Origin of the sequence: Thalassobaculum salexigens DSM 19539 (assembly GCF_000423805.1) — a bacterium.
Classification (GTDB): Bacteria; Pseudomonadota; Alphaproteobacteria; order Thalassobaculales; family Thalassobaculaceae; genus Thalassobaculum; species Thalassobaculum litoreum.
In genome coordinates this window covers 1,967,197-1,990,554 of sequence record NZ_KE384093.1, presented here as the reverse complement: position 1 = coordinate 1,990,554, position 23,358 = coordinate 1,967,197, and the positions used below count along the sequence as shown (strand labels likewise).

Annotated in this window: 22 protein-coding genes; 7 read left to right on the top strand and 15 right to left on the bottom strand. The window is 67.3% G+C overall.

What is annotated here, in order from left to right; genetic code table 11:
• The first annotated feature begins 74 nt into the window (after window positions 1-74).
• The gene (uvrA, locus tag G578_RS0113670; protein ID WP_051244780.1) at window positions 75-2,963 is read left to right on the top strand and encodes an excinuclease ABC subunit UvrA; all 2,889 of its coding nucleotides are present in this window, start codon (window positions 75-77) and stop codon (window positions 2,961-2,963) included.
• A 310-nt stretch (window positions 2,964-3,273) separates the two neighbouring features.
• On the opposite strand, the gene G578_RS0113665 is transcribed toward uvrA, so the two are convergent.
• Window positions 3,274-4,539 (bottom strand): hypothetical protein, encoded by a 1,266-nt coding sequence (locus G578_RS0113665; protein WP_028794714.1) that lies wholly within the window; start codon window positions 4,537-4,539, stop codon window positions 3,274-3,276.
• 173 nt (window positions 4,540-4,712) lie between these two features.
• Between G578_RS0113665 and trmFO the strand changes: the two genes are divergently transcribed.
• Entirely contained in the window at window positions 4,713-6,128 is a 1,416-nt protein-coding gene (gene trmFO, locus G578_RS0113660; RefSeq protein ID WP_051244892.1) for a methylenetetrahydrofolate--tRNA-(uracil(54)-C(5))-methyltransferase (FADH(2)-oxidizing) TrmFO, read from the top strand.
• Window positions 6,129-6,386: 258 nt separating this feature from the next.
• Here trmFO and G578_RS26305 read toward each other — a convergent pair whose 3' ends face one another.
• The 6 genes from G578_RS26305 to yajC all read right to left on the bottom strand — a co-directional run bounded on the left by G578_RS26305 (window position 6,387) and on the right by yajC (window position 12,037).
• On the bottom strand, window positions 6,387-7,235 hold the full coding sequence (locus tag G578_RS26305; protein ID WP_051244779.1) for a phytoene/squalene synthase family protein: 849 nt from the start codon (window positions 7,233-7,235) through the stop codon (window positions 6,387-6,389).
• 18 nt (window positions 7,236-7,253) lie between these two features.
• Entirely contained in the window at window positions 7,254-8,435 is a 1,182-nt protein-coding gene (locus G578_RS0113650; protein ID WP_084618876.1) for a 2'-deoxycytidine 5'-triphosphate deaminase, read from the bottom strand.
• A 214-nt stretch (window positions 8,436-8,649) separates the two neighbouring features.
• Window positions 8,650-9,039 (bottom strand): Mth938-like domain-containing protein, encoded by a 390-nt coding sequence (locus tag G578_RS0113645; RefSeq protein WP_028794711.1) that lies wholly within the window; start codon window positions 9,037-9,039, stop codon window positions 8,650-8,652.
• Between the two features lie 2 nt (window positions 9,040-9,041).
• Complete coding sequence (secF, locus tag G578_RS0113640) at window positions 9,042-9,998, bottom strand: protein translocase subunit SecF (RefSeq protein ID WP_028794710.1); 957 nt, start codon at window positions 9,996-9,998, stop codon at window positions 9,042-9,044.
• Window positions 9,999-10,011: 13 nt separating this feature from the next.
• Entirely contained in the window at window positions 10,012-11,553 is a 1,542-nt protein-coding gene (gene secD, locus G578_RS0113635) for a protein translocase subunit SecD (RefSeq protein WP_028794709.1), read from the bottom strand.
• A gap of 46 nt (window positions 11,554-11,599) precedes the next feature.
• Window positions 11,600-12,037 carry a preprotein translocase subunit YajC gene (yajC, locus tag G578_RS0113630; protein ID WP_028794708.1) on the bottom strand — a complete coding sequence of 146 codons (438 nt, stop codon included), beginning with the start codon at window positions 12,035-12,037 and terminating at the stop codon, window positions 11,600-11,602.
• Window positions 12,038-12,330: 293 nt separating this feature from the next.
• Here yajC and G578_RS0113625 point away from each other — a divergent pair, with 293 nt between their 5' ends.
• The 5 genes from G578_RS0113625 to G578_RS0113605 all read left to right on the top strand — a co-directional run bounded on the left by G578_RS0113625 (window position 12,331) and on the right by G578_RS0113605 (window position 16,017).
• Window positions 12,331-13,191 (top strand): ATP-binding protein, encoded by an 861-nt coding sequence (locus G578_RS0113625; RefSeq protein ID WP_028794707.1) that lies wholly within the window; start codon window positions 12,331-12,333, stop codon window positions 13,189-13,191.
• Window positions 13,192-13,213: 22 nt separating this feature from the next.
• Entirely contained in the window at window positions 13,214-13,576 is a 363-nt protein-coding gene (locus tag G578_RS0113620) for a CidA/LrgA family protein (protein WP_028794706.1), read from the top strand.
• Window positions 13,573-14,289 (top strand): LrgB family protein, encoded by a 717-nt coding sequence (locus G578_RS0113615; protein ID WP_028794705.1) that lies wholly within the window; start codon window positions 13,573-13,575, stop codon window positions 14,287-14,289. The genes G578_RS0113620 and G578_RS0113615 overlap by 4 nt, the downstream gene beginning before the upstream one ends.
• A 78-nt stretch (window positions 14,290-14,367) precedes the next feature.
• Window positions 14,368-15,159, top strand: coding sequence for a hypothetical protein (locus G578_RS0113610; protein WP_028794704.1), 792 nt, complete (start codon window positions 14,368-14,370; stop codon window positions 15,157-15,159).
• 207 nt (window positions 15,160-15,366) lie between these two features.
• Window positions 15,367-16,017, top strand: a complete 651-nt coding sequence (locus G578_RS0113605) for a hypothetical protein (RefSeq protein ID WP_156907317.1) — start codon at window positions 15,367-15,369, stop codon at window positions 16,015-16,017.
• Window positions 16,018-16,027: 10 nt separating this feature from the next.
• On the opposite strand, the gene G578_RS0113600 is transcribed toward G578_RS0113605, so the two are convergent.
• The 8 genes from G578_RS0113600 to G578_RS0113565 form a co-directional block, all read right to left on the bottom strand.
• On the bottom strand, window positions 16,028-17,440 hold the full coding sequence (locus G578_RS0113600) for a pyridoxal phosphate-dependent decarboxylase family protein (RefSeq protein ID WP_028794702.1): 1,413 nt from the start codon (window positions 17,438-17,440) through the stop codon (window positions 16,028-16,030).
• 1 nt (window position 17,441) lies between these two features.
• Window positions 17,442-18,590: a LysM peptidoglycan-binding domain-containing M23 family metallopeptidase gene (locus G578_RS0113595; protein ID WP_028794701.1), complete on the bottom strand. Its 1,149-nt coding sequence runs from the start codon at window positions 18,588-18,590 to the stop codon at window positions 17,442-17,444.
• A 152-nt stretch (window positions 18,591-18,742) separates the two neighbouring features.
• Window positions 18,743-19,393, bottom strand: a complete 651-nt coding sequence (locus tag G578_RS0113590; RefSeq protein ID WP_028794700.1) for a protein-L-isoaspartate(D-aspartate) O-methyltransferase — start codon at window positions 19,391-19,393, stop codon at window positions 18,743-18,745.
• A complete protein-coding gene (gene surE / locus G578_RS0113585; RefSeq protein WP_028794699.1) occupies window positions 19,390-20,172 on the bottom strand; it encodes a 5'/3'-nucleotidase SurE in 783 nt (260 codons plus the stop codon). The genes G578_RS0113590 and surE overlap by 4 nt, the downstream gene beginning before the upstream one ends.
• Window positions 20,169-21,455, bottom strand: a complete 1,287-nt coding sequence (gene serS, locus G578_RS0113580) for a serine--tRNA ligase (protein WP_028794698.1) — start codon at window positions 21,453-21,455, stop codon at window positions 20,169-20,171. The genes surE and serS overlap by 4 nt, the downstream gene beginning before the upstream one ends.
• 87 nt (window positions 21,456-21,542) lie before the next feature.
• Window positions 21,543-22,361: a twin-arginine translocase subunit TatC gene (gene tatC, locus G578_RS0113575; RefSeq protein WP_028794697.1), complete on the bottom strand. Its 819-nt coding sequence runs from the start codon at window positions 22,359-22,361 to the stop codon at window positions 21,543-21,545.
• Window positions 22,362-22,367: 6 nt separating this feature from the next.
• Complete coding sequence (gene tatB / locus G578_RS28460; RefSeq protein ID WP_051244778.1) at window positions 22,368-22,937, bottom strand: Sec-independent protein translocase protein TatB; 570 nt, start codon at window positions 22,935-22,937, stop codon at window positions 22,368-22,370.
• A 66-nt stretch (window positions 22,938-23,003) separates the two neighbouring features.
• The gene (locus G578_RS0113565; RefSeq protein ID WP_028794696.1) at window positions 23,004-23,240 is read right to left on the bottom strand and encodes a twin-arginine translocase TatA/TatE family subunit; all 237 of its coding nucleotides are present in this window, start codon (window positions 23,238-23,240) and stop codon (window positions 23,004-23,006) included.
• Window positions 23,241-23,358: the final 118 nt, after the last annotated feature.

Below are 23,358 nucleotides of genomic sequence, written 5' to 3'. Positions count from 1 at the left end.
CGTATTCAGGCAGGTGGTCATACTGGACCTCTCTGTACTATATTTGTTCTCCCTATCCGACTTTCGAGGACCCGATGGCGCCCGAATCCTCCTTGCCCAAGCCCGCAGCTGAAGAACTGCGAGCAATCCGCATCCGCGGCGCGCGCGAACACAACCTGCGCAACGTCGATGTCGACCTGCCGCGGGACAGCCTCGTGGTGCTCACCGGGCTCAGCGGGTCCGGCAAGTCCTCCCTCGCCTTCGACACGATCTATGCCGAGGGACAGCGGCGGTACGTGGAGAGCCTGTCGGCCTACGCGCGCCAGTTCCTGGAACTGATGCAGAAGCCGGACGTCGACCTGATCGAGGGCCTGTCGCCGGCGATCTCGATCGAGCAGAAGACCACCTCGCGCAACCCGCGCTCGACCGTCGGCACCGTCACCGAAATCTACGACTACCTGCGCCTGCTGTTCGCCCGCATCGGCGTCCCCTATTCGCCGGCCACCGGCCTGCCGATCGAAAGCCAGACGGTCAGCCAGATGGTCGACCGGATCTGCGCCCTGTCCGAGGGCACCCGGCTCTATCTGCTGGCGCCCGTCGTGCGCGGCCGAAAGGGCGAGTACCGCAAGGAACTGCTGGACCTGCGCAAGCGCGGCTTCCAGCGGGTACGGGTCGACGGCGAGCTGTATGAGATCGAGGACGTGCCGGCGCTGGACAAGAAGCGCAAGCACGACATCGAGGTGGTGGTCGACCGCCTCGTGGTGCGCGAGGGCATCGGCACCCGCCTGGCCGACTCGATCGAGACGGCGCTCGACCTGTCCGACGGACTGTTGTTCGCCGACGATGCGGACAGCGGTGAGCGGCACACCTTCTCCGCCAAGTTCGCCTGCCCGGTCAGCGGCTTCACCATCGACGAGATCGAGCCGCGGCTGTTCTCGTTCAACAACCCGTTCGGCGCCTGCCCGACCTGCGACGGGCTCGGCAGCCAGATGTATTTCGACGAGCAGCTCGTGGTGCCCAACCCCAAGCTGAGCCTGAAGGCCGGCGCCGTCGCGCCCTGGGCCGGCTCGTCGTCGAAATACTACGCCCAGTCGCTGAAGAGTCTGGCGGCCCATTTCGACATCTCCCAGGACACCCCGTTCGAGGATCTGCCGGAGGAGGCCCGTCAGGGCATTCTGTTCGGTACCGGAACGACCCCCGTCACCATGACCTTCGACGACGGGCTGCGCAGCTACAAGACCAACAAGCCGTTCGAAGGCGTCATCCCCAACATGGACCGCCGCTGGAAGGAGACCGACAGCTCGTGGGTGCGCGAGGAACTCGGACGCTATCAGTCCGTCGCGCCCTGCGAGGCCTGCAACGGCCAGCGCCTGAAGCCGGAGGCCCTGGCGGTCAAGATCGCCGGGCTGCACATCTCCGAGGTGACCGAGTTCTCCATCGGCGCCGCGGTCGATTGGTTCAACGCCCTGTCCGGCACGCTGACAACCAAGCAGGGCGAGATCGCCGAGCGGATCCTGAAGGAGATCAACGAGCGGCTCGGCTTCCTCAACAATGTCGGGCTGGAATACCTGACCCTGTCGCGCTCGTCGGGTACCCTGTCGGGCGGCGAGAGCCAGCGTATCCGCCTCGCCTCGCAGATCGGCTCCGGCCTGACCGGCGTGCTCTACGTGCTGGACGAACCCTCCATCGGCCTGCACCAGCGCGACAACGACCGCCTGCTCGCCACCCTCAAGCGCCTGCGCGACCTGGGCAACACGGTGATCGTGGTCGAGCATGACGAGGACGCGATCCGCGAGGCCGACTATGTGGTCGATATGGGCCCGGGCGCCGGCGTCCATGGCGGCACGGTGGTCGCCGCCGGCCCCCCGGCGGAGGTCATGGCCAATCCCGCCAGCCTCACCGGCAAGTACCTGTCCGGCTTCGAGCAGATCGAGATCCCCGCCACCCGTCGCAAGGCGAAGAAGGGCAAGCAGCTCGTGCTGACCGGGGCGACCGGCAACAACCTGAAGAACGTCACCCTGAAGATCCCGCTGGGCACGTTCACCTGCATCTCCGGCGTGTCCGGCGGCGGCAAGTCGACCCTGGTGATCGAGACCCTGTGGAAGGCGCTGGCCCGCCGGCTGCACAACGCCCGCGAACACGCCGCCCCGTTCGAGCACCTGGCCGGGCTGGAGAACATCGACAAGGTCGTGGACATCGACCAGTCGCCGATCGGCCGTACCCCGCGCTCGAACCCGGCGACCTATTCCGGCGCCTTCACCCCGATCCGGGACTGGTTCGCCGGCCTGCCCGAGGCCAAGGCCCGCGGCTACGCGCCGGGCCGCTTCTCGTTCAACGTGAAGGGTGGGCGCTGCGAGGCCTGTCAGGGCGACGGCGTGATCAAGATCGAGATGCACTTCCTGCCCGACGTCTACGTCACCTGCGACGTCTGCAAGGGCAAGCGGTACAATCGAGAGACGCTGGAAATTACCTTCCGAGATAAGTCGATATCGGATGTTCTTGATATGACGGTGGAAGAAGGCGCTACCTTCTTCAAGGCGGTCCCGTCGATCCGCGACAAGCTGGAGACCCTGGAGCGGGTCGGCCTCGGCTATGTGAAGATCGGCCAGCAGGCGACGACGCTCTCCGGCGGTGAGGCGCAGCGGGTGAAACTGGCCAAGGAACTGTCCCGCCGGGCGACCGGGCGGACGGTCTACATCCTGGACGAACCGACGACCGGCCTGCATTTCGACGACGTGCGCAAACTGCTGGAAGTCCTCCAGGCGCTGGTGGACACCGGCAACACGGTGATCGTGATCGAGCACAATCTGGAGGTCATCAAGACCGCCGACCATGTGGTCGATCTCGGCCCCGAGGGCGGAGACGGCGGCGGCCGCATCGTCGCACAGGGCACGCCCGAAGAGGTCGCGGCGACCGAGGGCAGCTACACCGGCTCCTACCTGAAACGCTACCTGCGCCCGGCCCCGGCGAAGAAATCGGCGTAGGAGGTCGGCGTAGGAGGTAGGGCGCGGTTTCTCTCGCTCCCCTTCTCATCCCCGCACTCCCCGGCTTTGTGCCGGGGTCCACGGGAGGGAGAAACGAGCGCTGGACGCTGGATCTTCGACCATCAGGGCAGCTTGACCGCGGGTCCCGGCACAAGGCCGGGGAGTGAGTATGTGTCGATGGGCGGCCCTATGTGCCGTTCGCCCTCTACGCCCTCGGGCCGCGATCGGCCTCAACGTTTCCGGTGCACCAGCCGCCTGAGCGGCGATTTGCGCGTCGCCCTGGTCAGCCCGGCCCATCGCCGGAAGCCGGTCAGATGTTGAAGACCTTGCCGTGGATCGGCATGGAGGGCGCCACCCCCAGACCCTGGACGTAGTCGAACTGGGCCCGGCGGGCGGCGGTGGCGGCATCGAAGGTCGCGGCGCCGTAGAAATAGCGCCGCATCTTGCCCGCGCGGTTGCCGACGCTGAACTCTCTCAATTCCTTCGCCGCCTTGGGTGTCAGCGCGCCGACCTTGGCGCCGTCGACCGCGACCGCGACCAGCCCGACCCCGCCCAGTTTGTCCGCGCGCCGGAACGACAGGCTGAAATCCCCCACGAACCCAGAAAAGTACGGGGACAGATAGGTGAAGATCGTGTGCAGCCGCCCCTGGGGGACGTCGTCCGGCAGGTCGCGGACCATCAGCATCATCCGCTGCTCGGCGATGCGGGGCAGCAGCTTGCAGACATCCAGATAGGCCGAACGGAAGCTCTTGGCCGCCACCGTCTCGAAATGCACCGGCACGATCAGCAGCGCCCGCATCTTGCGGCCGGCCGCCTCGGTCAGCGCGCGGCTGGCATGGGTCAGCACCATCCGGTCAAGCGCCGCCTCGACCGCCCCTGTTCCCGAGGCGCCATCCTCGCCCTGCCCGAGATCCAGGTCCTCGGGCACATGCAGGTCGGCGTGGTAGCAGGAGACCAGACGCTTGCGCACATTGGCGACCGGCCAGAACCGCATGACCATCCGATCCTTGGCGGCCTCGACCCGGGCCTCCTCCGCCCGCTCCGCGTCGCGCTGGGCCTCCTCGACCGACTTCTCCAGCGTCGCCGGGCTCTTCAGGGCGCTGGTATCGTCGCGCGGCACCTCGAAGACCACCGGGCGCACGGACACCGCATCCATGCCGGCGCCGGCGCCGCTCAGCTTTGAATTGACCTCCTGGGCGATCTTCCGGGCCGTCGCGTCGGCCTTCTCCCGCGTCGCCTTGCCGAACAGCACGACGAACTTCTCGTCGTTCATCAGCAGGAAGACATCCGAGGAGGAGATGTGGCGCTTGATCACACCTTCGGTGAGAAGATGGACCTTGTCCTTGATCCCTTCCCAGCTGTCGCCGAACCGCGCCTTCAGGGCTTCGAAGCCGAGCATCTGCACGTTGCCGGCGATCAGCGCGTCGGCGGCGACCCGGTTCTCGCGGACGAAGGAGAGGACCTTGGAGGTGAAATCGGCAATATCGCCCGGATCGAGTTTCTGCCGGTCGAAGGATTGCAGAAAGCCGGTTCTCTTCGTTTCGCGAGGAATTCCGCTTTCGTAGGTCTCTGACATGCCTTCCCCGGTCGGGCGTCCGGCCTCGCTAGGAGCCGCAGACTGACGGTTCAAAGGATACAATACCGGAAATTTCGCCTCGATTTTAGGCGAAACCACGATATCTCATCGCAGCCCCGCCCTTGCGCCGTCGCCGGGCGGAGGTTATCTCCCGCACAGACTGCGAGGAAATGATGTCTATTCCCTTAACGCCCGCCTACAACGGCCCCGTCGCGGCCGCTTCCGTCCACGTGGTCGGCGGCGGTCTCGCCGGCAGCGAAGCCGCCTGGCAGCTCGCCCGCGCCGGCGTTCCCGTCGTCCTGCACGAGATGCGCCCGCAGCGCGGCACCGCAGCCCACCAGACCGAACAACTGGCGGAACTGGTCTGTTCCAACTCGTTCCGCTCCGACGACCACACGGCCAATGCGGTCGGCGTGCTGCACGAGGAGATGCGGCGCTGCGACTCGATCATCATGGCCGCCGCCGACAGCCATCAGGTGCCGGCGGGCTCGGCCCTGGCGGTCGACCGGGTCGGGTTCTCGGCCGCCGTGCAGGAACGGCTGGAGGCGGAACCGCTGATCACCATCGAACGGGGCGAGATCGCGGGCCTGCCGCCGAAGGACTGGGACAGCGTGATCGTGGCGACCGGCCCGCTCACCTCCGACCCGCTGGCCGAGGCGATCCGGGAGCTGACCGGGGCCGACAGCCTGGCCTTCTTCGACGCCATCGCGCCGATCGTCCATGCCGAGAGCATCGATTTCGACACCGCCTGGTTCCAGTCGCGCTACGACAAGCCGGGACCGGGCGGGTCCGGCGCCGATTACGTGAACTGCCCGATGGACGAGGAACAGTACACCGCCTTCGTCCAGGCACTGCTCGACGGCGACAAGATGGACTTCAAGGAGTGGGAGGAGAACACCCCCTATTTCGAAGGCTGCATGCCGATCGAGATCATGGCCTCGCGCGGGCCGGAGACGTTGCGGTTCGGGCCGATGAAGCCCGTCGGCCTGACCGATCCGCGCACCGGCCGGCGCCCCCACGCCGTGGTCCAGCTGCGCCAGGACAACGCGCTGGGCACGCTGTTCAACATCGTCGGTTTCCAGACCAAACTGCGCTACGGCGAGCAGACCCGGATCTTCCGCATGATCCCGGGCCTGCAGAATGCCGAGTTCGCCCGTCTGGGCGGGCTGCACCGCAACACCTTCATCCATTCCCCCAGCCTGCTGGACGGCACGTTGCGGCTGAAGGCGGACCCGCGCCTGCGCTTCGCCGGACAGATCACCGGGGTCGAGGGTTATGTGGAGAGTTCCGCCATCGGCCTCATGGCTGGCCGGTTCGCCGCGGCCGAGCGGCTGGGCCGCGCACCCGACATGCCGCCGGCGACGACCGCCTTCGGCGCGCTGATCGGCCATATCACCGGCGGGGCCAATGCCGAGACCTTCCAGCCGATGAATGTGAACTTCGGGCTGTTCCCGCCGCCGGAGGAGCAGATCACGGCCAACGGCAAGCGCCGCAAGCTGAAGGGCACCGACCGCCGCAAGGCGCTCGCCGTCCGGGCCCTCGCCGACCTGGACACGTGGCTCGGCCGCCCGGCAGCGGCGGCGGAATAGCGCAGCGCCTTCCACCGGCCTTTCCGTCTCCCCGGCCTTGCGTCGGGGCCACGGCGCCGTTGCACAGCGTCTTCCACCGACCTTTCCGTCTCCCCGGCCTTGTGCCGGGGCCCAGGACAAGGCTGGCTGGAGCCTAAGGAAATGCGCTCCGAAAGCTGCGGCGGCTCCATTCCTCGATCCCGGCGCAAGGCCCGGAAGACGAGGAAAGGTTCCCGATACCAGAACAACGTCCCGATCTCTGGGACGCGTGCGCGCCCGTTACCCCAGCCGGTACCACGCCGCCCGCAGCGCGTGGCGCCAGGCAAGGCCGGCGGGGATATCCGCCACCGATGACGACCGGGGGTCGTCGCCCGCACGCTGCAGCGTGATCGACAGGTCCTGGGCCCGGGCGGCCATCAGGCGAAGCACCCGGGCGGAGCGGTGCCTTAGCGCCGGGTTCGCCCGCACGGCCGACAGCCTCTCCCGGCCCCGGGCGACGATCGGTCGGCACAGGGCGGCCAAATCCACAGACCCTGGAAGATCCCTTATCCTGGAGAGCGTTACGCCGTTTTCTTCCAGTAGCGATGCCGGTAGCGGCGCCCGGCCGCCGGCCAGCAGTCCCGGCAAGGCCCGGACCAGTCCGATCAGCGCCCAGGCGGTGCCGAGATCGCGGGCCATCGCCGTATCCGCCCCCAGGACGCGGGCCATGGCGACGGTGATCCCGCCCCCGGTCGCGACGGCGTAGTGCTCCAGCGCGTCCAGATCGGCGGCCGGTTCGCCGGACAGATCGGCGTCGCGGGCGTCGACGATCCGACGCAGATCGTCCAACACGTCCGGGTGGCGCGCGGCGGCGGCGGCCAGCGGCAGGACGACCTCGTGTTGCCGAGGCGTCCCGGCCTCGATGCCGTCGAACGCCTCGCACCACCATTGCAGCCGGATCTGCCCGATCATGGGTTCGCTGACCACCTCGGCGGTCTTGGCGATCTCGTGATTGGCGGCGAGCACGGCGAACAACCCGTCCCGGGCGTCAGGCGGGGCGAAGAGCGAGACCAGATAGCGCTCGCGGTCGTGGCGCTGAACGATCTGAGCGCAGGCGACGGTATGGACGGCCAGGTCGGTCTCGGTCATGGCACCGGCCGGCGCGGCTCAGCCGGCGCTGTCGGGGATGAAATGCTTGGCGAGCGCGATGCCCTGGCCCTGGTAGTTCGACTTGATCGCCTCGCCATAGACCATGTCGGTCTGTCCGTTGGCGATCCGGCGGTAGTCGAGCCAGCCGACGATCTGTCCATGCTCCAGGGTAAAGGGCACGCCGTAGGAGCGCACCTCCAGCACCGCCCGGCTGCCCTGGGCCTTGCCGTCGACCCAGCCGAATCCGGGATCGAAGAAGCCGGCGTAATGCACCCGGAACTCGCCGGACTGGCTGTCGAAGGGTAGCATCTCGGCGGCAAGATCCGGCGGCACCGCCACCTCCTCGCGGGTGGCGAGGATGTAGAACTCGTCCTTCTCCAGGATCAGCCGGCCCTGGTCCCAGAGCAGCGGCTCCCAGAACTCCCCGACCGGATAAGCGCGTGGCTTGTCTACATCGATCTTGCGGGCGTTCTTGCGGGCCTTGTAGCCGACGATGGCGCCCTTGCCCCCACCCTGCAGATCGATGGAGAACGGCACCAGCGTGTCCCGCGGCGGGATCAGGGTGTCGCCGTCCGCGACCTTGGCGAAATGGCCGAGGGCGTGGCGCTCACGCACCTCCTTGGCCGACAGGGTGCTGGCGCCGCGCTGGAAGCGGAGCTGGTTCAGGCGCGACCCCTGGCTGACCACGACGCTGAAGGACAGCGGCACGACCTCCAGAAACAGCCGGCCCTTATAGCCCTTGTCGATCCGGTCGAAGGCAGTACCGCCATCGGTGATCAGGCGTGTGAGGATATCGAGACGGCCGGTGGAGCTCTTCGGATTGGCCAGCGCCTCCACGTCATGGGGCAGGTTCAGGCTCTCCAGCAGCTCGATCACATAGACGCAGCCACGCTCCAGCGCCGCGCCGCCGGTCAGGTCGAGCTCCGGGCGGCCGTCGAGCTGGTCGATCTTCTCCATCACCGTGCCGCCCTGCCCCGGCAGGAAGCTGGCGCGCACGCGGTAGGCCTTGGGACCGAGCCGCAGGTCGAGGCTCGCCGGCTGGATCTGCGAGGGGTCGACGGCGACCGCGCCCCTGATCTGGCCATCGGCGATCATCCGCTCGATCTCCTGATACGGCAGGACACCGGTGGTCGGCTTGGCCCATTGGCCGCGCCCGCCCTCGCCCGGCTGGATCAGATCGCTCGGCGTGTCGAAATTCATCACGGAAACCCTCGTTTCCCGCCCGTATGACGGTCGGTCATCGTAGCGTCTGAATGGGGCGATACAAAAAGCCATTCCGTACCCAACCGATGCCCGGAACCATCCCGACGATCGGTCGGCTGAAACGCTTACCGGAACGGCGTTTTACGGCTTATCCCCGTTATCCACAGACAGCAGCGCGGCGCCGGATGTGCATGGGCGACTCGCCGCCGGTTCACTCAACCGGCAACAGCGCCGCCGCGACCTGACGGCCTTCGGCCAGCAGCAGGTTGAAGGTGCGGCAGGCGGCACCGGTATCCATCACCTCGGCCACGGGCCCCTTTTCGCGGATCCGCGACCGCAGGGCCGGGGGCAGGAAGACCTGTTTCGTCCCCGTCCCGATCAGCAGGATGTCGTAGGTCTGTTCGGCGTCGAGGATCGGGCCGAGGGTGGCAAGGTCGAGTTCCGCAATCGCAACATCGACGGACACATCCCAAGGCTGCGTGTTCTCCGCCCGCACCAGCAGGGGGCCCGTATGGCTGACCTCACCGATGCGGAACTTGCCGTCACCATAGCCGTGGATGATCTGCACGCCCTGGGCGACCAATGGCGTGATGTCGACCATGCCTAGCTCCCGTTCTTCACCGTGCGTTCGTATTCCGGCAGCATGCTTTCGTCGCCGGTGTCGTCATCGCCCCGCCGCAGGCCGGTATAGAGCAGCAGCGGCACGGCGATGAAGATCGAGGAATAAGTCCCAACCACGATTCCCCAGATCATCGCCAGGGCGAAATCCGCCAGGACGGCCCCACCGAAGAAGTAGATCGCAAACAGCGCCAGCAGCGTCGTCAGCGAGGTCATGGTGGTGCGCGACAGGGTGTCGTTGACCGAGATGTTGAACAGCTCGGCCAGCGGCATGGTCTTGTAGCGCCGCAGGTTCTCGCGCACCCGATCGTAAACCACGACGGTGTCGTTGATCGAGTAGCCGGCGATGGTCAGCACGGCGGCCACCGTGGCCAGGTTGAACTCGTGCTGGATGATCGCGAACAGACCCAGGGTCGAGATGATGTCGTGGCTGAGTGCGACGATGGCACCGACACCGAACTGCCACTCGAAACGGAACCAGATGTAGATCAGGATCGACAGCAGCGCGAGGCCGACCGCCAGGATCCCCGCCTCGATCAGCTCCTGACCGACGGTCGGGCCGACGAACTCGGTGCGACGGAACTCCACATCGGCGGGCAAGGTGTTGCGTACCATCTCGATCGCCTTGATCTGTTCCGCCTCCTCGCCCTCCTGACGCTGGATGCGGATCAGGACGTCGCGCTCGGAGCCGAACTCCTGGAGGCTGATCTCGCCGAGGTCGAGCCCGTTCAGGTCGGAGCGCATCTGCCCAATGTTCGCCGGCTCGCTGGTCCGCACCTCGATGAGGGTGCCGCCCTTGAAATCGATACCGAAATTCAGCCCGATTCCCAGAACGGCGGCGATCGAACCGAGGACCAGGGCCGCTGAAAAGGCGAAGGCCAGCAGCCGGTGTTTGACGAACGGGACCGCGGTGTCCCGTGGCACGAGGCGGAGCGGCTTCATCGGTTCTCTCCCCTCAGATCGGCAGGCTGGTCGGCCGGCGCCGCCGCGCCCACAGGGCGACGAACAGGCGGGTGACCATGATGGCGGTGAACATCGACGTGAGGATGCCGATGCCGAGCGTGACGGCGAAGCCCTTCACCGGGCCGGAACCGAGCGCGAACAGGAACACCGCGGCGAACAGGGTCGTCAGGTTACTGTCGATGATGGTCGTCAACGCCCGGCTGTAGCCGGCGTCGAGGGCATTGATGGGCGAGCGCCCCGCCGCCAACTCGTCGCGCACCCGCTCGAAGATCAGCACGTTGGCGTCGACCGCCATGCCGATGGTGAGCACGATGCCGGCGATGCCCGGCAGGGTCAGGGTCGCCTGCAACGCCGAGAGAGCGCCAAGAATCAGGATGATGTTCACGAACAGGGCGATGTTGGCGAAGATCCCGAACAGGCCGTAGCACAGGATCATGAAACCGACGACGAGGACGAGGCCGATCACCGCGGCGATCTCGCCGGCGGCAATGGAATCGGCACCCAGACCGGGACCGACCGACCGTTCCTCCAGCACCGTCAGCGGCGCCGGCAGAGCACCGGCGCGCAGCAGCAGGGCGAGGTCCTGGGCCTCCTGAACGGAGAAACGGCCGCTGATCTGGGCCGACCCGCCCAGAATCGGCTCGCGGATCACCGGGGCGGAGATCACCTGGCCGTCGAGCACGATGGCGAAGGGCTTGCCCACATTCTCCGAAGTGGCCCGGCCGAAGCGCTGACCGCCGGCACTGTCGAAGCGGATGGTGACGACCGGTTGGCTGTTCTGGTCGAAGGAAGGCTGCGCATCGACCAGGTTCTCGCCGCTGACCATGACCCGGCGCTCGATCACGATGTCGCCGCCTTCGAGCATCGGCAGGGTACGCGCACCCGGCGGCGGACGGCCGGCATCGGCGCCCACGGCGACCAGATGGAAGGTCAGCTTGGCGGTCTGGCCGATCAGTTCCTTGATGCGCTGCGGATCGTCGATGCCCGGAAGCTGGATCAGGATGCGGTCGATGCCCTGACGCTGGATCAGCGGCTCGCGGGTGCCGGTCTCGTCGACGCGGCGGCGGACGATCTCGATCGACTGCTGGACGGCGTTGATCTTGATCTGCCGGATCGCCTCCTCGCCCATGGTCAGCGCGACCCGGTCGCCCTCCACGCTGACCGTGGCGTCGCTGTCGAGTTCGGCGGCGATCTCCCGGGCGCGCTCAAGATCGGCCGGTTCGCGCAGGGTGAAGCCGGCGGCGTCGCCCTCGACACCGAGACCGACATAGCCGATCCGGGCCTCGCGCAGGGCGCGGCGCGCGCCGTCAACGATGGCCTCGAGCCGTTCCTGCACGACCACATCGGCCTCGACTTCCAGCAGCAGGTAGGACCCGCCCTGAAGGTCAAGCCCCAGGCTGATCTGCTTGCCCGGCACGCCCATCGGCAGATCGTCGCCGATGCCCTTCTGCATCAGGTTCGGGGCGGCATAGGCGACCCCGGCCAGGCAGACGAACGCCACAAGGATCGTCTTCCAGGTATCGAACTGCATCATGGGCAGGCTCTCCGCCGGGCTCGGGCTGGATCAGGCGACGCGCGGATCAGGTCTTGTCCGACTTTTCCCCATCGGCGACCTCGGCCGGTGCGGGTTCGGCCTCGGAAGCGTCCTCGTTCGCGGCGGCCTCGGCCTTGCCGGCCTTCTTCTTCGGCGGCTTGCTGACCGGTTCGCCCTTGCCGCGCACCTCGGCCAGCATGGAGCGGAGCATCTGCACCCGCACGCCATCAGCGATCTCGACGGTCAGGGTGTCGTCGTCGTCACTGACCTTGGTGACCGTGCCCATCAGGCCACCATTGCCGACGATCCGGTCGCCGCGGCGCACATTCGCCAGCATTTCCTTGTGCTGCTTCATCCGCTTCTGCTGCGGACGGATGAGCAGGAAGTAGAACACGACGAAAATCAGCACCAGCGGCAGAAGCTGGACGAGGAAATCGCCGCTACCGCCACCGAGTGACTGCGCGTGGGCTGTCGAAATGAGCATGCGAAAATCTCCCGCGGACCGCATCCGCTCTCGTTTAACCCGCCGTATATGGGGGCGCGAAGTGGCGGGACTATACCCACGGAGGCATGAAATGCAACGACGCGGCAGCGGTCTTGGCCACCAATGACGAGGCGAATTGACCCGGGGTTTCTGCCTCGGTAACGTCCGCGGCCTCCGCGCGCGCAACTGCCGGCCCGTCCGGCCGCGCCACGGCACCGCCTTCGGTGACGATGCGGACACGTCTGGCGCCGCGATCGGTGCCGCCCTGGCCTTCACAACCCGGACCGCGACCGATGAGCCTTGATGCCGACACCCACGCCCTGCTGACCCGCATCGCCGACGCGCTGGACCGTCTCGCCCCGCCACCGTCGGAGCCGAGCGACATCCATGCCGCCGACGGCTTCATCTGGAACGCCGAGCACGGCCGTCTCGACCCGGTCAAGAAGATCAACCGGGTCGACATGAACCTGCTCAAGGGCGTCGAGCTGCAGCGCAAGACCCTGCTGGAGAACACCCAGCGCTTCGCCAAGGGCTTCCCGGCCAACAACGCCCTGCTCTGGGGCGCCCGCGGCATGGGCAAGTCCTCCCTGGTCAAGGCGATCCATGCCGAGATCAACGCCGAGACGCCGGGTGCGCTGGCCCTGGTGGAAATGCACCGCGAGGACATGGAGAGCCTACCGCGCCTGCTGAACGCGCTGCGCGAGGGCGACCGCCGGGCGATCGTGTTCTGCGACGACCTGTCGTTCGACCACCAGGACAACGCCTACAAGTCGCTGAAGGCGGTGCTGGACGGCGGCATCGAGGGCCGGCCGGACAACGTGCTGTTCTACGCCACCTCGAACCGACGCCACCTGATGGCCCGCGACATGATCGAGAACGAGCGCTCCACGGCGATCAACCCGTCGGAGGCGGTCGAGGAGAAGGTCTCCCTGTCCGACCGGTTCGGCCTGTGGCTCGGCTTCCACACCTGCGATCAGGACACCTATTTCGCCATGATCGAGGGTTATGTGGCCGCCTACGACATCCCGGTGAGCGGCGACGAGCTGATCGCCCGGGCGCGCGAGTGGTCGGTCACCCGCGGTGCGCGCTCCGGGCGCGTCGCCTGGCAGTTCATCCAGGACCTGGCCGGGGAATACGGCAAGAAGGTCGCCTGAGGCCAGGCCCGAGGGAGGGGCAATGCTCGAAAGCCTGACCCTCCTGCTCGCCTGCCAGCTCGTGGGCGAGGTGGCCGTCGCCTATTTCGCCATCCCGGTGCCGGGTCCGGTCGTCGGGATGGTGCTGCTGTTCCTCGGCCTCTGCATCCGGCGCGGCGTGCCGGCACCGCTGCAGCAGACGGCGAACGGGCTGCTGTCCAATCTCTCCCTGCTGTTCGTGCCCGCCGGGACCGGCGTGCTGCTGCACGTGGCCCTGATCCGAGAGGCGCTGCTGCCGATCGGCGTCTCCCTGGTGCTCAGCACCCTTGTCGCCGTCGCCGTCACCGCGCTCGCCATGGTCGGCTTCGAGAAGCTGGCCGGGCGCAAGGGACCGGATGCACCATGACCGATCTCGGCGACATCTGGGTCTATCTCTCCTCCAGCCCCCTGCTCCACCTGACCCTGACACTGGTGGCGTATCTGATCGGCGCGCGGCTGTACCGGCGCTTCAACCTGCATCCGCTGCTGAACCCGGTGCTGATCGCCGTCCTGATCCTGGTGGCGGTGCTGCTGATCACCGAAACCGACTACGCGACCTATTTCGAGGGCGCCCAGTTCGTCCATTTCCTGCTGGGTCCGGCGACCGTGGCCCTGGCGATTCCGCTCTATAACCAGATCGAGCGGGTTCGGCGGTCCGCCGCCTCGCTGTTGAGCGCATTGGTCCTCGGGTCGCTCTCCGCCGCCGCCAGCGCCGCGGCGATCGCCTGGGCGCTCGGCGCCAGTCCCGAGGTGGTGGCCTCCATCGCGCCGAAATCGGTGACCACGCCGATCGCCATGGGCATTTCCGAGAAGCTGGGCGGCCTGCCGTCGTTGACGGCGGTGCTGGTGATCCTGACCGGCGTGCTCGGGGCCACCCTGGGGCCGATCCTGCTGAACCTGATGCGGATCCGCGACTGGCGCGCCCGGGGTCTGGCCATCGGCGTCGGCGGCCATGGCATCGGCACCGCCCGGGCCATGCAGGTCAACGAGGTCGCAGGCGCCTTCGCCGGGCTCGCCATGGGGCTGAACGCCCTGGCGACCGCGATCCTTTTGCCCCTGATCTGGGCATGGTTGTTCTGATCCCCATATAGTCGGGCGACGGATATCGGCCGCCCGTGCGTTACCCGAACCTGCCGGTGGATCTGAGGAGAACTCGCCATGGCGCACATCGCAGCCGCGCGCCGAAGCCTGTCGCCGGGTGGGTGCCCCGCGCTCACCATCGCCCTGTTGTCGGCGATCCTGCTCGTCCTGGGCGGCTGTGCCGGCCAGCAGGCGGCAGCACCACAGGAGATCGCCTTTGGCCCCGGCGACCCCCGCGCCCTGGTCCTGGTCGGCATCAGCGCCGGTCAGCGCGACGGCACCCTCACCTTCACCCGGCTGGCCGACGGCAGCGACCGCCTGCTGTCATCGAGCGAGCGGGACGAGCCGATCCGCTTCGCCGTCTCCAACGACGACGCGGCGACCGTCCTCCTCGTCGCCCCGGGCCGCTACCTGATCAGCGAGGCCGCCATCGTCACCGGCAAGAGCCAGGAGTACCGTCCCGCCTATGGCGGCGGCTTCGGCTATCACGACTATCGCCACAGCCCGCATCCCTACTGGTTCCACCACGGCTGGCACTCCGGCGTGCATGGCGGCTGGCGGACCGAGCGCGTTGCGGTGACCGAGGGCGAACGCTTCCAGGTGAAGAACGGGCCACGCGGGGTGGAGAACCAGGCCTGGATCATCACTGTGCCGGCCGGTCAGGTGACAGCGCTGGGGCATTTCGCCTTCGAGTGGACCCGGTCGAGCAACGTACTGAACGTGGCGCACACGCCGTACAAGCCCGAGATCGTCGACCGGGCGCTGGCCGGCTATGGCGGCGTCACGGCCCCGGTGGTGGAAGCCGAGTGGAGCCTGTACGGCCCGGACCTTCCCCCGCCGCCGATGATGCACTGGTCACGGGCGTATTGACGGCGCGCTCCATACTGAAGGGAGCGGTTTTTCATGCCCGTTAACGCATGTCCTGCGAGACCGTCGCCATGGTACGCATGACGAGTCGCGTACCATCGCATGGGTTGCCCAATGTCAGTCCTCAGCCCCGTCTGTACCGAGAATCTGGTTCTGACCAGGTCCTACCGAGGCGCCTCGTGGTTGCTCGAAGCCAGCAGGTTCGCCCTGATGATCCTTCTGGCGGTCTCGCTCACGGGCTGTTTGACAGTCCACCCCGTGGCGGAGCAAGACGTCACCTTCACTCCGGCGAGCGACATGGCGATGGTGGCGATCGGGGCCGGTGGACGGCAACGCGGCCCGACGGCAATCCGGTTCAATCGGCTCTCCGATACCGGTGACCGGCTCGACGGCGCGGGTCTGCCGGGAGCCGGAACACCGGCGACGCAGTTCGACATCACCGGCGCCGATCATTCGGCCCCCTTTCTGGTCAAACCCGGGCGCTACGTGATCACCCGCGTACAGGTCGTCACTGGAGCCCGAACGCGTCTGAGTATAACGACGATCAACGGCGTCCCCGCCTCTATAAACTGGAAAGAGATCGAGACCGGAAGCGGCTTCACTCTCTCCAGTAATGGGGATGCCTTCACCACGAGCACATGGGTCTTAGATCTGCGACCGGGACGGATTACTGCGGTCGGTAATGTGCTGATCGGCTGGGACGTCATGACCCACGTGATGAGCGTTGAAACCGACCCGCCCGATCTGGATGAGATGAAACGCGCATTGGCGATCTATGAGAACGTAAATGCGCCCATCGTCTTTGAAACCGTCAGCGTATACCGGCCGGACCGCCCGCCTGCGAAGTACAAGGGCTTCTAACCCAGGCGATCTAACCCGCCGCCAGTTCCCGGATCACCGCCCAGCCCTCTTCCACGTGGCGCTGCTCGGTGCGGGTCTGGCCGATCGACATGCGGATGACATAGCGGCCGCCGACCCGGTTCTGGGTCAGGTAGATCCGGCCGTCGTCGTTGATCCGGTGCAGCAGCGCCTCGTTCAGCCGGTCCAGGTCGGCCGGATCGTCCACGCCGGACGGATGGAAGCGGAAATTGATCAGCGACAGCATCGGCGGTGCCATGATCTCGAAGTCGGGATCGGCCTCGACCCAGGCAGCGAACAGCCCGCCCAGGCGCACATGCTCGCGGATGATCGCGCGTAGCCCCTCCACCCCGTAGCTGCGGATCACGAACCACAGCTTCAGCGCCCGGAACCGGCGACCGAGCGGCACGCCCCAGTCCCGGTAGTCGATGACGGCGTCGGCCTCGCGGCTCTTCAGGAACTCCGGCAGGATCGAGAAGGTGCGGACCAGGGCGTCCGGATCCTTCACGTAATGGGCCGAGCAGTCGAAATTGGTCAGCAGCCACTTGTGCGGGTTGAAGACCACGCTGTCGGCCAGCTCGATGCCGTCAAACATCCAGCGGTGTTCCGGGCAGATCAGAGCGCTGCCGGCCCATGCGGCGTCCACGTGCAGGAAGATGTCGTAGCGCCGGCACAACTCACCGATCGCCCGCAGCGGATCGACCGCCCCCACCCCGGTGCCGCCGATTGACGCGACCACGCAGACCGGCCGGATGCCGGCGGCCAGATCGGCCTCGATCGCCGCTTCCAGGGCGTCGACCCGCAACCGGAAGGCGTCGTCCACCGGGATCTTGCGGAATCCGGCAAGGCCGAGGCCGGCGATCTTCACGTTCTTCTCGGTCGCCGAATGGGTCTGCTCCGAGGTGTAGACCGCCATCGGCGGATGCGCCTTCAGGCCCTCGGCGTTCACGCCCCAGCCGGTCGCCTTCTCCCGCGCGGTCAGGATGGCGGCCAGAATGGCGCTGGAGGCGCTGTCCTGAATCACTCCGGTGAAGCCCCGCGGCATGCCGACCATCTGGCGCAGCCAGTCCAGCACCCTGGTCTCCATCTCGGTCGCCGCCGGGCTGGTCTGCCACAGCATGCACTGGGCGCCCAGCGTGGCGGTCAGCATCTCCGCGAGGACCGAGGGCGGACTGGAATTGGCCGGGAAATAGGCGAAGAACCGCGGGTGCTGCCAATGGGTGATCCCGGGCATCACGTCGCGCTGGAAGTCGGCGAAGATGGTCTCCATCGCCTCGCCCATGTCCGGCGGGCTCTCGGGCAGTCTGGCGGAGATCTCGCCCGGCCGGGTCTGGGCGCGGACCGGATGCTGCTCCACCCCGTCCAGGAAGTCCGCCATCCAGTCGACCATGGCGTGGGCGTGGCGGCGGAACTCCTCGGGCGTCATCTCAGTCGGCCTCCAGCATGGAGATCTGCGCCGGCGGCAGCTGCTTGCTCGGATCGACCGGGCGCGGCCCCTTGCGGATCTCGAAATGCAGCTGTGGCTGGGACACGTTGCCGGTCTGGCCCACCGTGGCGATCACCTGACCGCGCTGCACCTGGTCGCCGCGGCCGACCAGCAGCTGGTCTGCATGGGCATAGGCGGTGGTGTAGCCGTCGTCGTGCTTGACCAGCAGCAGGTTGCCGAACCCGCGCAGCTCGTTGCCGGCATAGACCACGATCCCGTTCTCCGCGGCCCGCACTTCCGAGCCGGCCGGGGCCAGGATGTTGATGCCGTCGTTGTGCAGTCCGCCCTCGCGCGGCCCGAAGCCGGAGATCACCCGCCCCTTCACCGGCCAGGTGAAGCCGCGGCCGGTCTTCGGCGGCGGCGTGAGCAGGACCGCCCGGGTCTCGGTCGGCGTGAGGCTGCGACTTGTGGCGACGGTCTGGGCGGCCGGCTCCGAGGGTGCCGATTGGGGCACCGTGCCGGGTCGCGGCTGCGGCACCGGCCTTCCCGGCGCGGCGGCGACCGTCGTGTTCCGGGTCCCCTCGCCGGAGACAGGGAAGTGCAGCTGACCGCCCGCACTCCAGGGCCGGTTGCCGCCGGGCGTGGGCGGCGGGACGTCGCTGGCGCTGACCTGGGGCTGCGGGGCCGCCTTGGGCTGACGGGCGGCGACGGTGACCTCTCCCTGCGGCGCGTCGGAGCCCGTGGGCAGCCGCAGCCGCTCGCCGACCCTTATCGTGTAGGGCGGCCTCAGGTTGTTGGCGACCACGAGGGAGCGCATGGACACGCCGTAACGCTCGGCGATCTCCGACACCGTGTCGCCGGAGCGCACCACGTGAACCGCACTCGCCGGCAGGCGGACCTGATCGCCCGGGCGCAGCAGATAGGGCGGCCGCAGGCCGTTGGCGTCGATGATGGCCCGCGGGCTGACGCCGTACCGCTGGGAGATCTGATAGACGTTGTCGCCGGGGCGGACGACGACGATACCGTCGGCGGGGATCGTGCTGGCGGCGGCCGAACCCTGACGGGGCGCGTTGAGCGCGCGCGGCGTCGAGCTCATGGCGCATCCGGCCAGGAGCAGAGCGGCTACCGCGATCAGAACGGCATGCTTCACGTCACCCCCATCGGCACTCGCGGAAAGGACGACAATCCTGTCACACCGCCCTTATGACCTCAAATGCCGAATTATTCAATGAATCCCAGTTACTCTCGGAATATTCTAACGCTCAAGGTGATCCGCGGTTCCCAAATCGTCGGCCCCGTGTCTCATCCGGCGATGGATCGCACCTCGCCCGGCACCAGAGGCACGAAACGCACGTCGAGCAGCGGTTCCTCAACAATCCCCTCGGCCGTGCGGCGGTAGCGGATCAGTTTCTGTACGTCGGAGGACCGGCCGACCGGGATCACCAGCCGCCCGCCCTCGCCCAACTGCTCCAGCAGCGCGTCGGGCACCTTCGAGGCCGCTGCGGTGACGATGATCGCCTGAAACGGCGCCTGTTCCGGCCAGCCCTTCCAGCCGTCGCCCACCCGTGTGTGCAGGTTGTGCAGCTTCATCTCGGCGAACCGCGCCTCCGCGGTGGTCATCAGCTCCCTGTGCCGTTCCACCGTGTAGACCCGCCGCGCCACCTTGGACAGGACGGCGGCCTGGTATCCGGATCCGGTGCCGATCTCCAGCACCTTGGTGCGGTCGGTCAGCTCCAGGGCCTGGGTCATGTAGGCGACGACGAAGGGCTGGCTGATGGTCTGGCCCTGGGCGATCGGCAGGGCCCGGTCCTCCCAGGCCTGGTCGAGAAAGGCGGGATCGACAAACAGCTCGCGTGGGACGCGTTCCAGCGCACCGAGAACCCGCGCGTCGGTGATACCACCGCGCCGCAACCCCATGATGAGGCGTATCTTGCGGGCCTTGTCGTGACTCACGCGAATGCCCCTTTCAGCTCCTCCAGGGTCGAGCGGTCCGTCGTATCCAGCGCCACCGGCGTCACCGAGATGGCATTGTCGCGCACCGCGGCGATGTCCGTGCCCGGCTCGGCGTCCCGGGCCTTCAGCATGGCCCCTACCCAGAAATAGGGACGTCCCCGCGGATCGGTACCCCGGATCACCTCGTCGCCGGTCTTCTGCCGGCCCTGGGTAGTGGCGCGGATGCCGGTGATCTCGTCCGGACCGCAGGGCGGGAAATTGACGCTGATAACCGTGTCGGCCGGCCATCCTCCGGCACAGAGCCGGCGGATCAGATCCGGCCCATGGGTCTCCGCGGTCGCCCAGGGTGCCTTGCCGTCCGGCGGCACGAACTGGCTGAGCGCGATCGCCGGAATGCCCAGAACCATGCCCTCCATCGCCGCCGAGATCGTCCCGGAGTACCGCACGTCCTCGCCGAGATTATAACCCTGGTTCACCCCGGAGAGCACCAGGGTCGGCTTGCGGTCCTTCAGCACCTCGTGCACCGCCAGCAGGACGCAGTCGGTGGGCGTGCCGTCGACCGCGAAGCGCTGCTCCTCGATCTGCCGCAGCCGCAGGGGCCGCAGCAGGGTCAGGGAATGGCCCGTGCCGCTCTGGTTGGTCTCCGGTGCGACAACCCAGACGTCGTCGCTGAAGGTGCGGGCGATGCGGGTGAGCACCGCGATGCCGTCGGCGGCGTAGCCGTCGTCGTTGGTGACGAGGATACGCGCGCCGTCGAGGTCGACCGGGCGATGGGTCATGCGGCGGTCTCAATCCGGTCGCGCCCGAAATACGGCCGCAGCGCCTCCGGGATGGTCACCGACCCGTCCTGCTCCTGGTAGGTCTCCAGAATGGCGATCATGGTCCGGCCGATGGCGAGGCCGGAGCCGTTCAGCGTGTGGACGAAGTCCGTCTTCTTCTCGCCCTTCGCCTTGAAGCGGCCCTTCATGCGCCGCGCCTGGAACGGCCCGCAGGTGGAGCAGGACGAGATCTCGCGATACTGCCCCTTCCCGTCGTCCTGCCCCGGCAGCCAGACCTCCAGATCGTAGGTGCGCCGGGCGGTGAAGCCCATGTCACCGGTGGACAGCTTCATCACCCGATAGGCGAGATCCAGCTTTTGCAGGATGGTCTCGGCGCAGTTGGTCATGCGCTCAAGCTCCTCGTCCGACTTGTCGGGATGGACGATGGAGACGAGTTCGACCTTCGTGAACTGGTGCTGGCGGATCATGCCGCGGGTGTCGCGCCCGGCCGCACCGGCTTCCGAGCGGAAGCACGGGGTGTAGGCGGTGAAGCGCAGCGGCAGCTCCTCCTCCTCCACGATGCTGTCGGCGACCAGATTGGTCAGCGGAACCTCGGCCGTCGGGATCAGCCAGCGGCCGTCGGTGGTCTGGAACAGGTCCTCGGCGAATTTCGGCAGCTGCCCGGTGCCGAAAACGGCGGCGTCACGCACCATGTAGGGCGGGATCACCTCCATATAGCCGAACTCGCCGGTATGAACGTCCAGCATGAAGGACGCGATCGCGCGCTCCAGACGGGCGAGGTCGCTCTTCAGCACGACGAATCGGGAGCCGGCCAGCTTGGCGCCGAGCTCGAAGTCCATCATGCCGAGGCCTTCGCCGAGGGCGACATGGTCCTTGGGCACGAAGTTGAAGCTGCGCGGCTCCCCGACGGTGCGGACCAGGAGGTTGGCGCTCTCGTCCGGCCCATCCGGCACGTCGTCGGCCGGGATGTTCGGCACGGTGGCCAGCAGGGTCTCGACCTCGGCGGCGAGCGTGCGCTCGGCCTCCTCGAGCTGAGCCATACGGTCCTTGAGTTCCGCCACCTCGGCCATCAGCGCGCCGGCGTCCTCGCCATTGCGCTTGGCGATGCCGATCTGCTTGGAGGCCTCGTTGCGGCGCTGCTGGGCGGTCTGCAACTCGGTGGTCACGGATCGCCATTCCGCGTCCTTGGCCAGAATGGCTTCGGAAGACGGCGCCACGCCCCGGCGGGCTAGACCTCTGTCGAAGGCGGCGGCGTCGTCGCGGATGCTGCGAATGTCGTGCATGACCGGCTCTGCGGGCTGATTGCGGGTCCGCCGGTTATATCGGCGGCACCCGAAACGGTCCAGAGAGCCTTGCGGTCAGGTCACGGTTCAGGGAGTGGAGCCGTCGTCGTCCGCTGCCTCGGCCTCTTCCTCGCGCTTCTTCTCGATGAACTGCGCGGCGAGGATCGAGATCTCGTAGAGCAGGATGATCGGTACCGCGAGCAGCACCTGGCTGATCACATCCGGCGGCGTGAGGATCGCCGCCGCCACGAAGGCCACGACGATGGCATATTTGCGCTTATCCCGCAGGCCCTGGGCGCTGACGATGCCGACCTTGGCCAGCAGAATCAGCAGAACCGGCAGCTCGAAGGCAACGCCGAAGGCGAAGATCAGACGCATCACCAGCGACAGGTACTGGTCGACCTTCGGCTCCAGGGTCATGGCCAGGTTGCCGTCGACGCCGGATGTCTCGAAGCTGGCGAAGAACTGCCACGCGAGCGGGATGACGATATAATAGACCATCGCCGCGCCGAGCAGGAACAGCACCGGCGTCGCCACCAGGAACGGCAGGAACGCGCGGCGCTCGTGCTTGTAGAGACCCGGCGCGATGAACAGCCAGATCTGCATCGACACCAACGGGAACGACACGCAGGCGGCGAAGAAGAAGCCGACCTTGATATAGGTGAAGAACGCCTCGTGCAGGGCGGTGTAGATCAGCCGACGGCCCTCCTGACCCGCCCACATCTCGTGCAGCGGCTCCACCAGGAAGCGGAAGATCGGTTCGGCCAGGTAATAGCCGAGGAAGAAACACACGACGAACGCCGCGACGGCGTAGATCAGCCGGCTGCGAAGCTCGACCAGATGATCCAGCAGCGGCATCTTACCGCCCTCGAGATCGGAGTCGGGGTCCTTGGTGCTGTCGGCCATCTGAGGTCAACCCTGTCCGGAGGCGGCGCTGTCGGCCGTCGGCCGAGGGGTCTTGGTCTCCTCGGCCGGCGCGGTCGTTCCGGACGCGGCCTCGGTCTTGGGCGGGTCGGCCTTAGGCGGGTCGGCCTTTGGTGGATCCGACTTGGGCGGGGACGCCGTCACCGATCTGGCGGCGTAGTCCTCGGCCGTCTCGACCGCCGACCCCGAACCCGACTTGGACATGCCGCTCTTGGCCTCGCTGTCCAAGGCCTTCAGATCCGCCTCGATTTCCTCGGCATTGGCCGACTTGCGCGCCTCTTCGACGCTGCTTCGGACCGAGCCGTCGGGATCGAACTGCTTCTCCAGGCTCTTGCCGATCCCGTCCTTGGAGATCGACTGAACGTCGCGGCGCACGTCCTCGAGCTCCGCCTCGCGGGCCACCTCTTCCAGGCTGTTCTGGAACTCCCGCGCCATCGAGCGCGCCTTACGCACCCACTGGCTGATGGAACGGACCACACGCGGCAGATCCTTGGGACCCACCACGATCACGGTAATGATGGCGATCAGGATGAATTCCTGCCATCCAAGGTCGAACATGGCGGCCCTCGCTGCGCCCGTTTAAGCCCGGGGGCCGCGCCACGAGGGCGCGACCGCGGACGGGGATCAGCTCTTGACGGTCTGATTGGTGGTCTTGTTGACGTCCTGCTGCTCGTCGCTCTCGTTGGCGACGGACTTGTTGGCCTGCTCGGCCTCGTCTTCTTCGGACTTCATGCCCTGCTTGAAGTTCTTCAGGCCCTTGCCGAAGTCCCCCATCAAGCTGGAAATCTTGCCTTTGCCGCCGAACAGCAGAAGCACGACGGCCAGCACGACGAGCCAGTGCCAGATGCTGAAACTACCCATGAAACGCTCCCAAGACTCGAGTGGGGATGATTCTCCGACCGTACCGGGCGATTGCGGCCAGATCATGCCCATGAATTCGCGCGGACCATACACGACCAACCCCAAGGGCGGCAACGCA